This window comes from uncultured Thomasclavelia sp. (assembly GCF_944324745.1).
Classification (GTDB): Bacteria; Bacillota_I; Bacilli_A; order Erysipelotrichales; family Coprobacillaceae; genus Thomasclavelia.
The window spans coordinates 47,063-62,114 of the sequence record NZ_CALUXO010000075.1; the positions used below are offsets into that span (position 1 = coordinate 47,063).

Consider the following 15,052-nt stretch of genomic DNA (forward strand, 5'->3'; position numbering starts at 1 on the left):
ATGTTAATATTTGGTATAATATTGCTATGGAGGGATCTGTATGAATGTAAGAGATATCAAGACGAAAGCACGAAGTGTCATAGCGTTGAATCGAAGTAATATAATTTCGATTTTTGTTTTTATCAGTGTGATTACGACAGTGATAAATTATTTAACAGAATTAATTGGTAGTCAAATACCTTTTGCATCATTAATTTTGGGAATAATTTTTCTACCACTAGTTCATGGAAATGTAGTAACAGCTTTAAAAACGGTTAATGAACGAAGTGATGAATTGACAATCAATGATGATGGTTTGGCTGGTCTTAAACGATATAAACAATTATTTTCAACATATTTCATTCGTGAAATATTATTTACTATTTTAATTATGTTAGTATTTTTAATTATTGCACTCGTTTCAAAGTTTGTAATTAGTGATCGGGCATTTGATGCTATTATTGCAATATTGACATCTAATGCTTCTACTAATATTTCTAGTTATTTGACTGATGTAGAAATAGCTACATTATATGATCAAATTGGTGGAATTATCCTATTTGGCTTAATTGCATTAATGATAGTAATTATCATGTTTTCACTTTATTTTGCTTTGACACCATATGTTTTAGAAAAATATAATATTCGTGGTGCTAAAGCAATGAGTGAGTCAGTTAGATTGATGAAAGGTCATAAAGGGACTCTAGCAGTTTTATATCTTTCATATATTGGCTGGTTTTTCTTAGTAGTTTTACTTTATACGGTTGTTGCTATGATTATTCCTATTACGGCAATTAACCAACTAATTTTAGCGATAATTTCCACATATTTATATAGTGCAGAACTTGAAGTTTGTTTAGCTGTATTTTATGAAGAAATTGATTTAGAAGATAAGAATTTAATTTAATGAGGTGTTTTGTTTGAATTTGATTGAAACGGTAAAATTAAGTAATCGGCAAAAAGCAATTGGTGTAATCTTATTGTTTCCATGGTATTTGTATTTTGCACCAACTATCTTTAATTTTTTGATTCAGTTATATATTATTTATATTAGTAATAAGATACCGAGCGATGTTTTAAATATTATTTATAATATTATTGTTGGGTTGGCAACTGCAATTCCGATTATGATTATTTTTAAAGATTTTATTCAGGAAAATTGGAAGATTTTTAAGGATAATTTATTGGAAAATATAATTTGGGTCTTAACAATTGGTTTATTAGTTTCTTATGGTTTATCATATGTTGGTGAATTTATTAGACAGGTGTTACTAGACACTTCAACTGATGCTAGTAACCAGGTTCTTGTCGAATCATTAGTGCAGACAAATATATTGTTAATGGGATTTCAGGCAGTAATTATTGCGCCATTTGTTGAAGAGATGTTATTTAGAGGGGTAATCTTTAATAGTTTACGTCAAAAAAATAAAATCTTGGCGCATATAATATCAGGATTTATGTTTGGATTATTACACGTTTATAATTATATCCTAGCTGGAAATATGAGTGAATGGATCCAGTTGATTCCTTATATGTTTATTGGTTTTTCTTTATCATATGTATATGAAAAAAAGCAAACAATATTTGCACCGATCTTACTACATGCAACTAAAAACTTGATTGCAGTATTACTACTGGCGCTTATTTAAAAAAGTAATTTTATGATGTATTATTTTTAAAATATGCACTCAAAATTAGATGTACTAAAATAGCGAGTTAAGAGATGTACTTAACTCGTTTTTGTTTATCATATAATGCTTTTAAGAATAATAAAAACCCTTTAACTATATCTATGGATCTTATTTAGCTAAAGGGAATAATATTTAGATTGTCATAATTATTATACCGATAATAACTCCTAAAATCATACCAAAAATAACATCACTCAAATAATGAACAAATAAATAAATTCTAGATAATCCCATTATAAAAGCAAAAACAATTAGAAAAATACCAACTTTAGGATAGGTATAAAAGACAGTTGTTGCACAGGCAAAACTAGTCGTAGTATGACCTGAAGGAAATGAGTAATCACTAGGTATTGCAACTAACATTTTTACGTCCTTAAATTGATGACAAGGGCGTTTTCTTTTAATTATGGTTTTAATGGTCACTTGGCCAACTAAAGTAGCTGTTAATAATGCTAATAACATTTTTTGAGCTAAAAAGCGAGTTGTTGGGACAAAACTTAAAATTAAAATCCATCCTAACCAGACCATTCCAAAATCACCAGTACCGGTGACAAAAATCATCAGTTTATTTAAAAACTGATGATGATAAAATTTGGTAAAAAAATGAGAAGTTTGATAATCAACTGCTTGTATTTTTGCTAAGAGATTCATCTTGACCTCCGATTCGTTTGATGAAATTACAAAGATATTTGGCTAGATAGAAGATAATAATGTTAAAAATTATTGCCATTAGCAATTCGATAGCCAAAGATGAAACAACTTGATTTCCAGTAATTAATTCTTGATAACTAGGAACTGGTAAGATAGAACTTAACCCGTTAAAAATTAATTTAAACGGTCCTAAGGCAATCATTAAATAAAAATCAATAATGCCTCTAATAATGCTTGATTGTAATCCAGGGCCATTGATAAAATCTTCAAATCCAACATATAAAAGTAAACCAATAAAAGAGATTATAGCAATGATAATTACATTATATCCAAAATCAATGATCTTAGATAACATAGTTTTATTTTCGATTTCTTCTTGTTCTCTAATAATTGTTTTCTTTTGATGTTTAGGCTTTTTCTTTTCATTTGTTTTATTAATTTGATCAATCAGCTGATTTACCTCATTAGGATCAATGCCTAAGGTACTGTTTTCTTTTGATAAATTTTTTTTATTAGTGAAGATAGTGTTTTGTTTATTAATATTATTATCGGTCTTTTGTTTAGTATTTATAATTGGTTCTTGATCAAATAATGATAAATTATCAGGTAAATTATTATCACTAATAATTTGTCCCAAGTAATAATGGTATGTATCGCGAACTAATTCAACTAATTGGGGATCATTATGATATTCTTCGATTAAATGACGATAAGTTTGATTTAAAGTATCATAATCCATATCACTAGACATACCTAGGATTGGTGAATAAATTTCCATGGTATCATATGGCGTAAATAAGAAAACATTAATAATTTCCAAATTATTTTTAGCAACTTTAAATACTCGAGGAATAATACTTTCGCTAGCTGGACACAAATCACTTAAATAGATAATATTCATTAAACACTGATTACCAGCAGCTAATAAAGCTGGGAAATTAGCAATCAACATGGTTTCTTCTGGTTTGCTTTCTAATTGCTCCATCGTAGTATTTAAAACTTCAGGATCAGGTAATGGAGCTAGATTACTGTCACCACCAATAATAAAATCAATTTGATGGTATAGTTTTGTTAATTGCAAATAACGAATAGCATCTTTAATTTTATGTGTTGAAAGAACAGCAATTTTAATTTTTCTTTGATTAAAAAAATGTAATAATTCTTCAGTGCCTTCTTTTTTTATTACATCTGGTTTTAATTTAGCATATTCAAATAAATCGCGTTCAATCACATTATTAATTTCATCACTATCATAATTATCACTAATAGGAAATTGTTGATACATTGTTTTCATATTTCCGAGGGATTTTTCAAATTGCTCTTTTGTAATATTATAATTATGTTTTTTACAGATTCTTTTAAAGTAGTTAAAACGTAATCGATTTAAATCCAGAAGCACTCCATCTAAGGGAATGATAACTACTTTTATATTATTGACACTTTGTTTATAAAACATTGATAAATCACCCCATTCACTTTACCATTATATCATAGCTATTTATATTTTTCATTATTTTTCACTTGCTTTTATGCTTAGATTGTTGTAATATAATATCTGTCATCTCTCCTTAGTTCAGTTGACAAAGCAACTGACTCTTAATATGTCGATGACTGTTTCCCAAATGCGTTAATTTTGGACTAAAGTTCTATACTTGTCTCCTTAGCTCAGTTGGCAGAGCAACTGACTCTTAATCAGTGGGTCTAGGGTTCGAATCCCTAAGGGGACACCATTAGTTAATAAAGTCTATAGGTAGCAATACTTATAGACTTTTTTTGTTTATTATTAAATCTACTTATTTTTTGTATGAAAATAGAAGGAAATACAAGGGTGAGAGGAACTAGGATTAAGTTAAAAAATAGACAGAAATGTGATTCTGATAGCAATAAGCGGTCTTTTGAAAATGTGATTACATGGTTCGTTAATTACTGTGAGATTAAGAATTTAAAAGTAAAAAATAAAAACTATTAGGATGCAAGGACTATTAAAGCGATATTTCTTGATTGGTTACCTGTAGTTGTCATTTACAAATTGGATGATCTTGATATAATAGTTAATTCTGCTGATCCATCTATTCTAGAAAATATTTATATAAAGCATTAAATATTGTTTATTTTCATTTCTTGCTTTATCATAGACTTTTATTTTTGTATTTTTCTTATAAATCTTAATATCAAAATATCAATAAAGATATAATTGCTTTTACGACTGTTTTCATTTATATATTTATAATACTAAATATTGGATAGGGATAAATTTGATATTAGTCATTCTGATTTTTAAAATATTTGATATCTATCAGCAATTATTTTTAATAATCATAAATCTTTTTACCTGTGATTTAAAAAACGTTATAATAATATTATGGAATATCTTACAAAGGATGTGATGACATGAAAATTATAATTGATCAAGACATCATTGATATTCAACGACCTGTCACACTAGAAACTATTGCTCAAACTTATTTTCCTGATAAGAAAATTTACGCAGCGATTATCAATGGTAAGCTTTATGAGCTCAATCATGAAATCAATAATGATGTACTAATAAATTGGGTCGAGGCTGGCAGTATGACAGGAAAGCAAATCTATGAACGTACTTTAACTTTCTTATTTATTGTAGCAACAAAACAATTATTTCCAGACGCATCCATTTGTGTTGAATTTGCATTTCAGGATGGATTATACTGTACAATTAAAAAGCAAAGTCCTCTAACACTTCAGGATACGATTAAAATTAAACAAAGAATGAAAGAATTAGTACAAGCCAAATACGTTATTACACGTCATCATCTATCTAAAGACAAGGCAATATCCTTTTTTCGACAAAATCATCTTGAAGATAAGGCGGATTTATTGCGCTATCGCCAAAAAGAAGTATGTAGTATTTATCAGATGGAAGGATTCTATGATTATTTTTATGGATTTATGTTGCCTAATACTTCATATCTTAAAGATTTATCTTTACAATTTTTTGAACCTGGTGTGCGTTTAGGTCAAAAAGACGTTATTTTTCAATATTTTAAACTCTTTCAGGTCATGAAAGATTATGAAGAATGGGGGAAACTAATAGGAGTTCCAACGGTTGCTAAACTGAATGAAAAGATTGTCCAAGGGCAAATCAAAGAATTAATGTTAATGTCTGAAGCAATGATTGAAAAGAAATTAGCTGAATTGGCTACGCAAATAGCTCATCAAAAAAATCATGTTAGAATGATTCTTATAGCTGGACCTAGCTCGGCTGGTAAAACAACATTTTCAAAACGTCTCTGTATTCATCTTCGAATCTTAGGAATGAAACCGATAACGATATCTATGGATGACTTCTATCTTAATCGAGATGATACACCAAGATTACCTGATGGAAGTTTTGATTTTGAAAATATTGAAGCCGTAGATTTAAAATTGTTTAATAAAACAATGTTGCAGTTGATTCATCATGAATCAGTTTGCTTACCACATTATAATTTCAAAACTGGTCAAAGAAGTTTTGATACACAACCGACTTTTTTAGATGATGATCATATTTTAATCATTGAAGGTATTCATGGTTTAAATCCCCGTACTTCTTCTTATATTCCTGAAGAGGCTAAAATTAAAATTTATATTAATGCTCTCACGCATTTAAATTATGATAATCATAATCATATACCTACGTCTGATTATCGCTTGATTCGCCGTATTGTTCGTGATTATCAATTTCGTAATTCAAAAGCTAAAGAAACTATTCGTCGCTGGAAAAATGTAAAAGCAGGAGAAGACCAATATATTTATCCTTATCAGGAAGAGGCTAACTTTATTTTTAATACATCTATGGTTTATGAACTATCAGTTTTAAAACCAATTGCCAAAAAATTATTATCCCAAATTCATCCTGATGAAAAAGAATATATACAAGCAAATCGATTAAATAAATTACTAGATTATTTTGTCAGTGCTCAGGTAGATATTCCACAGGTTTCTATTCTGGCTGAATTTGTTGGAAATAGCATTTTTGAACAATAAAAATATTTACGTCGATAAAACTATTGTACTATCGACGTTTTTTGCCGTATATATTCTATAGACAATGCAGGTAGTAATATCAATGAATCATCAAGCAGTTTTATTTCTACGAATACTAAAGTATTTACAATAGCTTTTAAATGCCGAATATGAAAGTTCGATAATAAGTGGATTAGAAATATTTAATCCCAGTGAATTCATCATTTTTGGTTAATGATAATTTTTAATCTTTTTATATTAATTTTAAATATACAAGATGTTAGCTAATGGAATTATTGGTAATTGTAAAAATAAATCAAAATCAAAGTAGTTATAAGATATGTATTAAAAATATTACTCATTTTAGATAGTCTGTTTTCTGTTTGATATTCAGGTAATAAAAGATTATTTAGAAAAAATGGTAAAAAATTATTTTTTTGCAATATTTTTTACATTAAATTCTATTGAAAATAATCAAAAAAGTGCTTTAATTAACTGTAGGCTAGTTCATTTACTAGAGTATCGATTTAATGATTAGGGAGAGGAGGAATCATGATGAAATCGGTATATGAGGCAATTATTGCTGATAATAAATTATCGAATGAAGAAAATGAATTATTAGTTGAGTTATGTAATAAGCATAGTAATAAAACAAGTTTAAGATCACGGATTTTAAAAGATATGATTGATGATTTAAATAACTATCAAGAAAATCAGTTGACAATTAATTTAAAACAAATGATTAGTAGTTATTTACAATCATATCAACAAAAATCTTATTATCACTATATGGATTATATAGAAGTAGGGGTAAATAAATTTATAAATGATTTTTATGCTAAAAAACCATCTGATGATATTTATTTATGTATTTATTTGTTATTTATTCAAAACAAAAATATAATTGAAAGTCGGTTGAATAATGATGATTTGATTGATACAGCATATAATTTGGTTTTTAATTGTATTATTGCTGATGATACTGGAAGAATTGAATTTAAAGAAGATGAATTATCAGGTGAGGATTTAGAAATATTTAAATATTTTCAAAAGAATAATTCATTATATTTTAATGAAATGTCATTTTTTCAGCCACAAATTATCATAAGAAATTATTTTTGTATGGAATTTAAAGAAATGATTGAAGCACAACTTCGATATGATGCTGATAATTGGATTCGTGAATTTACTTTAGATGAGTAATCAGATTAAAAAGTGTTGTAGTTTATAGGTACAACACTTTTTGATATGTTATAAAAAATCTTTACAAGATACTAGAAGATCAATTTTTTGCCATTGGATGTCTTCATCAATGCAGTTACCTTCTTCAACTGATGCAAAGCCACATTGAGGTGATAAAGCAATAATATCTCCAACTACTTCTTTAGCTTTTAAATAACGTTGTTTGATTTCATCATGAGTTTCTAATTTTGGGTTCTTAGTAGATATTAAACCAGCAACAAATGTTTTATCAGTGTTTTTTAAACAAGCCCAAGGGTCAAATGAACCAGAACGTTCATCGTCATATTCAACAAAAAATCCATCATACGGGATTTGGCAAATAATCGGAGCTACACTATCATATAAACCTGAAAATAATGGATAGCCTTTAAAGTTTCCTTTACAAAAATGAGTAGCAATCGTCATATCTTGGGGTTTATCTTTCAGTGCTTTTGTCGATACTGCTTGAAACCATTTTAAGACTTCTTCTTTTTGATAACCTAATGAAGCAACTTTTTGTAAAAAATCTTCATCAATCATATAGGTCCATGAAGTATCATCAATTTGTAAATAACGACAACCATGATCATATAAATCTTTGATGGCTTCTTGATAAGCAATGGCAATATCATCAATGATAGCCTGGATATTTTGACCATAATAAGGTGTATCTTTTATCCCTTGTTGTAAGAAATGATCAACTAAAATCATATTAGGTCCGGAAATACATTTTTTAGCTCGAACACCAGGATATTTTTTAACTAAGTTATAAAGAAAATCCCAAGCTTCAATTTCTGGATGTAGTTTATTTCTGTCATAAGTGATTTTACCATTGATCATGCCTAGTTCGATATGGTTTATTATACCATTTCTTTTTCGAGCTAGATGTTTAGTAGTAAAACCATCAAATTCCTTTAACCAGTCTAAATGCCACCAGCGTCTTCTAAATTCACCATCAGTAACTATTTTTAATCCATGTGCTACTTCTTTAGCTACTAATTTTTCAATTTCTTTATCTTCTATTTTTCTTAATTCTTCAAGCGTAATTTTGTTATTAAAATAAGCACTTCTTGCTTTTTTAATTGCAGCAGTTCTTAAAAACGAACCAACAATATCATATTTAATATTTAACAACTTAATCTTCCTTCCATACTTCTTTAGCAATTTCTTTGACTAGTTTTAATTTAGCCCATTGTTGTTTTTCTGTTAGTTTATTACCAATTTCACATGAAGCAAAGCCACATTGAGGACTTAGATACAAGCGTTCAAGTGGAATATAATTAGCTGCTTGATATATTCTTTTAATTATTTCATCTTTATTTTCTAATTCTGGCGTTTTAGTCGTAACTAATCCCAGAACGACTTTTTTATTACCAGTAACGTATTTTAATGGGGCAAAGCTTCCCGAACGTTCGTCATCAAATTCCAAATAATAAGCATCAACATTTTCTTGACCAAATAATAACTCAGCTACACTATCATAAGCTCCCTGACTAAAAAACGTTGAATGATAATTGCCACGACAGACATGGGTATTAATATACATATCATCTGGTTTGCCATCGATAACCCGATTATTAATATCTAATAATTCTAATTTATATGCATCTAGTTCTTTACCAGTTCGGCCAGTTAAAACTGAAGCCATATTTTTATCAACTAAACCACCCCAAACACAATCATCAAATTGCAAATTATAACAACCTGCTTGATAAATTTCATGAATGAATTTTTGATATGTGGCAACTAGATCATCAGCAAACTCTTGACGATTTTGATAGTATTTAAGCATCTCTCTTGTTTTTTCTCTGCCAGTAAAATAGGCATAAAATTGTCCTGGAGAAGGGATAGTTAATTTAGCAATAGTATTTTCATCTTCAAATTGTTTGACAAATTTAAAATGTTCAACAAATGGATGAGTATCTAAAGATATTTTAGAAACCATAAACGTATCATCAATCATTGCTGCTTCGTTATTAAAAGTAGTATTTCCGGTAGTTGTTTTAGTATGTTCAATCCCATTAAAGCCCCACATAAAGTCTAAATGCCAAGTTGCTCTTCGAAACTCACCATCAGTTATGACATGATAACCTAGTTCTTTTTGTTTTTTAATCAAATCGGTAATTGCTTGATTTTCAATATCAGTTAATTTTTCTTTAGTTATTTTTTTATTTTCATAATCTAGTCGGGCTTGTTTTAAATAATCAGGTCTTAAAAAGCTTCCGACAAAATCATAGTGAAAAGGTGTATGTAATCTATTCAACTGTAATACCTCCATTAAGATAAAAATTAGATAGCTTTAGTATAGGCCTAAATTAATAGTTTGAAAAATATAAAAAAATAGTTATTGGCCATAGTTTAAAACTATGACTAATAACTATTTAGTTAGTTGTTTCAATGTCTAAATGTTTTTTAAGATATTTGATATAAGCTTTTCCATAACGTGATAATGGTAATTTTTGTTGGGTAATATAGCCAATTGTCATATTTTCATTAACAGCTAAAGGTTTGGCAATAATATTTTCACCATTTAATTCTTTATCAATAATTCCAGAACTGACTGTGTAACCATTAAGACCGATGACTAAATTAAAGAGCGTGGCTCGATCACGAACTTTAATATTTTTATTACGATCTAATGTACTAAGTATTTCTTCTGAAAAGTAAAATGAGTTATATTCACCCTGTTCAAAAGACAAGTATGGATAGTCTTCTAAATCTTGTAATGAGATTATTTCTTTTATCGCTAAAGGGTGTTTAGAAGAAATAAAAACATGGGGCTTAGCAGTAAATAGCTGATTAAATTGCAGACCGTTTTGTTTAATTAATTTGATGATGATTTCTTCATTTTTGGAGCTGGTATATAAAATACCAATTTCACTTTTTAAGCGATTGACATCTTCAATAATTTCATATGTTTGAGTTTCTCTTAAAGTAAAATCATATTGATTGCCGCCAAACTCTCTGATTAAATCGACGAAAGCATTAACCGCAAAAGAGTAATGTTGACAAGATATCGAAAATTTCGGGCTGGATTGTTTTTGGTTTAAATATTTTTCTTCTAATAAGGCTACTTGATCTAGTATTTGCCTGGCATAGGATAAAAAGGTATCACCTTCATTAGAAACGGTTACGCCTTTATTAGTACGAATGAAAATAGTTATTTGCATTTCTTTTTCTAATTCTTTGATAGCACTGGTTAAACTGGGCTGAGAAATGAATAATTTTTTGGCAGCTTCAGTAATATTTCCCGTCTCTGCCACGGTTACAATATATTTAAGTTGTTGTAATGTCAATTATAGCACCTCTTTCTAAATTGGTTATATATTATCATATTACAAATTTAATAGCTAAGAAAATCAAACATTATTACGGTATTATTTAGTAATTTGACAAAGAGATTTAAGATTTTTGTAAAGTAGATCGATTTCATTAATCGATAATATTTTTTTATTGGTATTGATTAAACTTGTTATAGTAGGGGATAAATCACTTAAATAGATTAATTTGTAATCATGGTTAGAAATGTAAATGCTTTTAAAAGTACAGCGATCATTAAATACAACAAGGGAAAAATAGGGGAAATTATAATTATTTAAATATCTTTTTAGCCATTTAATATGATTTCTGTTTTGAAAAATCGGATTAAAAAAATGGTATTTTTCGACACCAAAGCGACCTTTAAGAGTTTGGCACCAATAGCGCTGGTTTTCTTTGCCAAAAATCCAGCCACCATAATTTTTGTTTTCTAAAACATAGATGCCTGTTTCATGAAGTAAAATCAAATCAATTTCGGTAGTTTGATGATCAGGTTTTGGAATAAGGACATTAAATATAAATTTTTTATAACCGGGGAGTTTTGATAGTGGTTTATATAAAGCATATTCTCCGCTGGTGCCCTTGTTGAAATAGACTTCAAAAAAGCTTTTTTTAGTTTCCTGAAAATAGCCTGATTGATAGTATTCATGATATTTAAATATTAATGAAATAATGATAGTAATAAAAATTACTAGATAGATGATTAAAATAAACTGTATTGGCTCCATATTTCCTCCTTATTAGTTATATTTTAACATAATGAAATATACTATAATACTTATAAATCAGTTTATATCTTTTTAGTTGTTTATTAAAGTTAACTATAATAAAATATAAGTGAGGAAAAGAATTGGGTTTGGTTATTTAAATGGGGATGATTTAAATGACGGCACGAAGAATAAAACTGCTGATGATTGTTGCCAGCATAATAATTATAGGAATTTTGATTTATTTTGGTTTTGCAATTCAAAACAGTCAAATTAATTATACGCTACAATATCAATTTACCTCTGGTAAATATCTAGTAAAACAAAACAATTATCCTAAAATAATAAAAATTGAACTAAACTTAGATCAGATGGATGACGAAGTTGGTAAAAAAATCCTGATTGATGGCAATTGCTTTTGGGAAATAGTATCTTTTACTGTTGATAATCACCAATATGATGTTTGTTTTAAAAGCCATGGGGATATAACTAATGATAGAAGCGTTTATTTTACTTGTAATAAATATATTATAGATGACGAAAAAGTAATGATCACAACGAATACAATGGTTACCACTAATGGAAATAACTGGTATCATTCATCCTATAGTGGATTTGATGAAGATGGTGATCGATTTGGATTTAGTATTGAAAAAGATAAAATTGTTGGTCCTGATTGTGTTTTAGAATTTGATAATGTAAATCGTATTACCTTAAAAAAAGATAATTTTTGATTTATTAGGTAAAATTATATTTTTACTTGGCTGGAAATCTTTTGATTTCTAGCTTTTTTGTCTTTTATTCATGATTTTGACCGCTTGTACAAAAGCTATTAACTAATTCGTTTTTTAGATTATGATGTAAGTAGAAAGAAGGGATGGATAATGATCAGGTTCATTGAAAGAATCATAAAAGGGCAAAGAAGTAATTATTTACAGATGGTAATTATTTTAACGTTGTTATCATGTTTTGAGTTTTTATTATTATTTATTTTAGTTAATTTAAAAAATGATAATGACATCGTTATTTTTTATTTTAAGATGTTATTAATGATGATGATTGCGATATCGTTTGTATTAGTTTTATACCTTAATAATTTCTTTATAGCTAAGAAAAGTGATGAATTTTCCATTATTTTATTAAGTGGCAGAAACTTGCAGGAAGTTTGTCAATATTTATTAGTTCAATTTGTCCCTTTATTTATTATTTGTGGTTTTCTTGGTTTAATCCTAGCACTATTATTAACCAATTTTATAACCAGGATATTTGGGGATATGCATGATTTTTCGTTTACTAAATCACTGTTTTATTATTATGGGTTATTATCGGTTTTAAAGTTGTTTTATGTTTTGCTGTTAGATTTTGGCAAGTTTTCACAAATCAAATTTAAAATTGTCTTATATTTAAATCACCAGGAGATAAAGAAGAGTCGCGTAAATTATTTTAATTCGTTGCTTGTTGATAAAGAGGAAAAAAGATTTCCGACATTCAATTTGATTGTTAGTTGTTTATCGGGATTGATCTTCGTTACATCGTTATCAAAATTATTAATTCTTAGTAATATAACAAATAGATTATTTTACTTTTTATTTGCAATTGCCGCATTATTTTTGTTGATCAAATATTCTTTACCATTAATATTTGATCTATTACATGATCATCTATTATTGAAACTTTATCAAATTTTATTTGTTTTAAATCAATTAGAACAAATGTTTGCTTTATTAACACCATTAATTTTAATAAATTGGTTTTTGACTACGGCTTTAACATTTTTGATTATGCAATTATCTGATTGTCAGAGCTTGAATCAGACAATTAGCATTAGTTTTAGCGGAATTTTAATTATTATGATTATTTGTTTTGTTTATCGTATATCTTTAATAAAGGATAAACAGGTTAAAACTATGGCAATATTAAAAGCCATTGGTTATCAAAGTAGTACGATTAAAATGATCAATTATTGTGAAATTATTATTTTCACTATTATTGTTTTATTTTTACCATTATTGATTGATTATTTAACGATTAATCAAGGAATAAGAAATTATTTGGTTAATAGCGATTTAGTTGATTTTTTCATCATTAGTCAATTGATTGCTTATCTGATTATTTGTCTATATCAAATTATTGTAAGGAGAAAGTTAATTATGGAGGTCATTAAAAATGTCAAATATCTTAATCGAGGCCAATAATATTTCTAAAATTTATGATCCGGATATTTTCTTTAAGCGGGGCACTAATTTTCGAGCTTTAAATATGATTGATTTTACGTTAAAAGAACATGATTTTGTTGCTATTATGGGGCCAAGTGGTTCTGGCAAATCAACGTTATTAAATTGTCTATCAACATTAGATCAGGTTTCTAGTGGAGTGGTCAAAATTGGTGGTGAAAACGTCTTGAATTTAAATGATGTTAAGTTAAGCACTTTTCGTTATCAGCATTTAGGTTTTGTTTTTCAAAATCATAATCTGATTGATTCGTTGTCGATTTTTGATAACATTGCTACACCAATCATGTTTACAAAAACAAACCCCAAAGAAATTATTAAACGAGTGCAAGAATTAGCTAAAACCCTTAATATTACCCATCTGTTAAATCGAAAGCCTGATGAATGTTCTGGTGGTGAAAAGCAACGGTGTCTTATTCACCGGTGGAACGACCACAATATCTTGTGGTCGAAAAAATAGAGCCGTGAAAGTGGCGTAAACACGGGATTTCTGCGAATTAGCGATTGAAAACCTGCATAAAATCTACATTTATGGGGTGGAGTTTTGAAGAAAAGTGTTCTCAAGATATGTGTTTTTCTAAAAATATGTACCCCCTATATGTAGATTTCGATTCAGCGGTGAATAGAACCATTCAGCGAAAGTCCTATTTTTTGACGAAATGTCTTAACCATTTGGCGAATATAAAATATAGCAAAAGGAGAAATATGAGAGATAAAAAGAAACATAATTTGAAAGTCTATGGACAGTCCGGATACAAATATAAAGAGACTCCTACAATTATTCTTAAGGGACAGTGGCTCAAGGAAGCTGGCTTTGAAATTGGAAAACGTGTCACTCTGGAATGTGATAGAGGAACCATTGTGATTAAAGCTGCTGAAAACTACTCTGATGAGTTCAAATAGGCTATATGGGTAATTGTAATAAGCCCGTTTTTATTGTATCATTGTAAGTGGAAATATAGCCTATGGGAGGTTGGAAATATGACGGACGCACAGCAAAAAGCTGCAGCGAGGAACTTTTCAGAATATTGGAAAGGAAAAGGATACGAAAAAGGAGAAAGTCAGGCATTCTGGCTTTCTTTATTACGAGATGTATATGGGGTTGAGCATCCGGAACAGTTCATCTCATTTGAGGAACAGGTGCATTTGGATCACACCAGTTTTATTGACGGAACGATACCCTCTACGAAGGTGCTAATTGAGCAGAAAGGGCTTGGAAAGGATTTAAGAAAGCCCATCAAACAATCGGATGGCACTTTACTTACTCCGT

15 protein-coding genes and 1 tRNA gene are annotated in these 15,052 nt (G+C 28.5%); 10 read left to right on the top strand and 6 right to left on the bottom strand.

What is annotated here, in order from left to right; translation table 11 throughout:
* Positions 1–40 precede the first annotated feature (40 nt).
* Together Q0K54_RS10270 and Q0K54_RS10275 are read left to right on the top strand one after the other, a co-directional pair.
* Entirely contained in the window at positions 41–886 is an 846-nt protein-coding gene (locus tag Q0K54_RS10270; protein ID WP_294580950.1) for a DUF975 family protein, read from the top strand.
* A 13-nt stretch (positions 887–899) separates the two neighbouring features.
* Positions 900–1,628 (top strand): CPBP family intramembrane glutamic endopeptidase, encoded by a 729-nt coding sequence (locus Q0K54_RS10275; RefSeq protein WP_294580952.1) that lies wholly within the window; start codon positions 900–902, stop codon positions 1,626–1,628.
* Positions 1,629–1,802: 174 nt separating this feature from the next.
* Here Q0K54_RS10275 and Q0K54_RS10280 read toward each other — a convergent pair whose 3' ends face one another.
* Positions 1,803–2,321: a phosphatase PAP2 family protein gene (locus tag Q0K54_RS10280; RefSeq protein WP_294580954.1), complete on the bottom strand. Its 519-nt coding sequence runs from the start codon at positions 2,319–2,321 to the stop codon at positions 1,803–1,805.
* The gene (locus Q0K54_RS10285; protein WP_294580957.1) at positions 2,290–3,777 is read right to left on the bottom strand and encodes an HAD family phosphatase; all 1,488 of its coding nucleotides are present in this window, start codon (positions 3,775–3,777) and stop codon (positions 2,290–2,292) included. Before Q0K54_RS10285 ends, Q0K54_RS10280 begins: the two co-directional genes overlap by 32 nt.
* Positions 3,778–3,975: 198 nt before the next feature.
* Between Q0K54_RS10285 and Q0K54_RS10290 the strand changes: the two genes are divergently transcribed.
* From Q0K54_RS10290 to Q0K54_RS10300, 3 genes are all read left to right on the top strand, one after another.
* A tRNA-Lys gene (locus Q0K54_RS10290) sits at positions 3,976–4,051 on the top strand.
* A 661-nt stretch (positions 4,052–4,712) separates the two neighbouring features.
* On the top strand, positions 4,713–6,326 hold the full coding sequence (locus Q0K54_RS10295) for a nucleoside kinase (protein WP_294580959.1): 1,614 nt from the start codon (positions 4,713–4,715) through the stop codon (positions 6,324–6,326).
* A 534-nt stretch (positions 6,327–6,860) separates the two neighbouring features.
* The gene (locus Q0K54_RS10300; RefSeq protein ID WP_294580961.1) at positions 6,861–7,508 is read left to right on the top strand and encodes a hypothetical protein; all 648 of its coding nucleotides are present in this window, start codon (positions 6,861–6,863) and stop codon (positions 7,506–7,508) included.
* 48 nt (positions 7,509–7,556) lie between these two features.
* Here Q0K54_RS10300 and Q0K54_RS10305 read toward each other — a convergent pair whose 3' ends face one another.
* The 4 genes from Q0K54_RS10305 to Q0K54_RS10320 all read right to left on the bottom strand — a co-directional run bounded on the left by Q0K54_RS10305 (position 7,557) and on the right by Q0K54_RS10320 (position 11,572).
* Entirely contained in the window at positions 7,557–8,660 is a 1,104-nt protein-coding gene (locus Q0K54_RS10305; RefSeq protein ID WP_294580963.1) for a methionine synthase, read from the bottom strand.
* A gap of 1 nt (position 8,661) precedes the next feature.
* Complete coding sequence (locus tag Q0K54_RS10310; protein ID WP_294580966.1) at positions 8,662–9,789, bottom strand: 5-methyltetrahydropteroyltriglutamate--homocysteine S-methyltransferase; 1,128 nt, start codon at positions 9,787–9,789, stop codon at positions 8,662–8,664.
* Between the two features lie 118 nt (positions 9,790–9,907).
* A complete protein-coding gene (locus Q0K54_RS10315; protein WP_294580969.1) occupies positions 9,908–10,822 on the bottom strand; it encodes a LysR family transcriptional regulator in 915 nt (304 codons plus the stop codon).
* Positions 10,823–10,903: 81 nt separating this feature from the next.
* Positions 10,904–11,572 (bottom strand): nuclease-related domain-containing protein, encoded by a 669-nt coding sequence (locus Q0K54_RS10320; protein WP_294580971.1) that lies wholly within the window; start codon positions 11,570–11,572, stop codon positions 10,904–10,906.
* A gap of 155 nt (positions 11,573–11,727) precedes the next feature.
* Between Q0K54_RS10320 and Q0K54_RS10325 the strand changes: the two genes are divergently transcribed.
* From Q0K54_RS10325 to Q0K54_RS10345, 5 genes are all read left to right on the top strand, one after another.
* Positions 11,728–12,285 carry a hypothetical protein gene (locus Q0K54_RS10325; protein ID WP_294580974.1) on the top strand — a complete coding sequence of 186 codons (558 nt, stop codon included), beginning with the start codon at positions 11,728–11,730 and terminating at the stop codon, positions 12,283–12,285.
* 150 nt (positions 12,286–12,435) lie between these two features.
* A complete protein-coding gene (locus tag Q0K54_RS10330; RefSeq protein ID WP_294580975.1) occupies positions 12,436–13,746 on the top strand; it encodes an FtsX-like permease family protein in 1,311 nt (436 codons plus the stop codon).
* Positions 13,718–14,242, top strand: coding sequence for an ABC transporter ATP-binding protein (locus tag Q0K54_RS10335; RefSeq protein ID WP_294580978.1), 525 nt, complete (start codon positions 13,718–13,720; stop codon positions 14,240–14,242). Before Q0K54_RS10330 ends, Q0K54_RS10335 begins: the two co-directional genes overlap by 29 nt.
* Positions 14,243–14,487: 245 nt before the next feature.
* Positions 14,488–14,685 (top strand): SymE family type I addiction module toxin, encoded by a 198-nt coding sequence (locus Q0K54_RS10340; protein ID WP_294580982.1) that lies wholly within the window; start codon positions 14,488–14,490, stop codon positions 14,683–14,685.
* 78 nt (positions 14,686–14,763) lie between these two features.
* Positions 14,764–15,052 (top strand): type IIL restriction-modification enzyme MmeI (locus tag Q0K54_RS10345; protein WP_294580985.1); only part of this gene is annotated, 289 nt, incomplete at its 3' end.

What these genes read in the sequence shown, in the direction of transcription:
- Q0K54_RS10270 (WP_294580950.1), top strand. Translation starts at nt 41, where the DNA reads ATGAATGTAAGAGATATCAAGACGAAAGCACGAAGTGTCATAGCGTTG.
- Q0K54_RS10280 (WP_294580954.1), bottom strand. Translation starts at nt 2,321, where the DNA reads ATGAATCTCTTAGCAAAAATACAAGCAGTTGATTATCAAACTTCTCAT.
- Q0K54_RS10285 (WP_294580957.1), bottom strand. Translation starts at nt 3,777, where the DNA reads ATGTTTTATAAACAAAGTGTCAATAATATAAAAGTAGTTATCATTCCC.
- Q0K54_RS10295 (WP_294580959.1), top strand. Translation starts at nt 4,713, where the DNA reads ATGAAAATTATAATTGATCAAGACATCATTGATATTCAACGACCTGTC.
- Q0K54_RS10300 (WP_294580961.1), top strand. Translation starts at nt 6,861, where the DNA reads ATGAAATCGGTATATGAGGCAATTATTGCTGATAATAAATTATCGAAT.
- Q0K54_RS10320 (WP_294580971.1), bottom strand. Translation starts at nt 11,572, where the DNA reads ATGGAGCCAATACAGTTTATTTTAATCATCTATCTAGTAATTTTTATT.
- Q0K54_RS10325 (WP_294580974.1), top strand. Translation starts at nt 11,728, where the DNA reads ATGACGGCACGAAGAATAAAACTGCTGATGATTGTTGCCAGCATAATA.
- Q0K54_RS10330 (WP_294580975.1), top strand. Translation starts at nt 12,436, where the DNA reads ATGATCAGGTTCATTGAAAGAATCATAAAAGGGCAAAGAAGTAATTAT.
- Q0K54_RS10335 (WP_294580978.1), top strand. Translation starts at nt 13,718, where the DNA reads ATGTCAAATATCTTAATCGAGGCCAATAATATTTCTAAAATTTATGAT.
- Q0K54_RS10340 (WP_294580982.1), top strand. Translation starts at nt 14,488, where the DNA reads ATGAGAGATAAAAAGAAACATAATTTGAAAGTCTATGGACAGTCCGGA.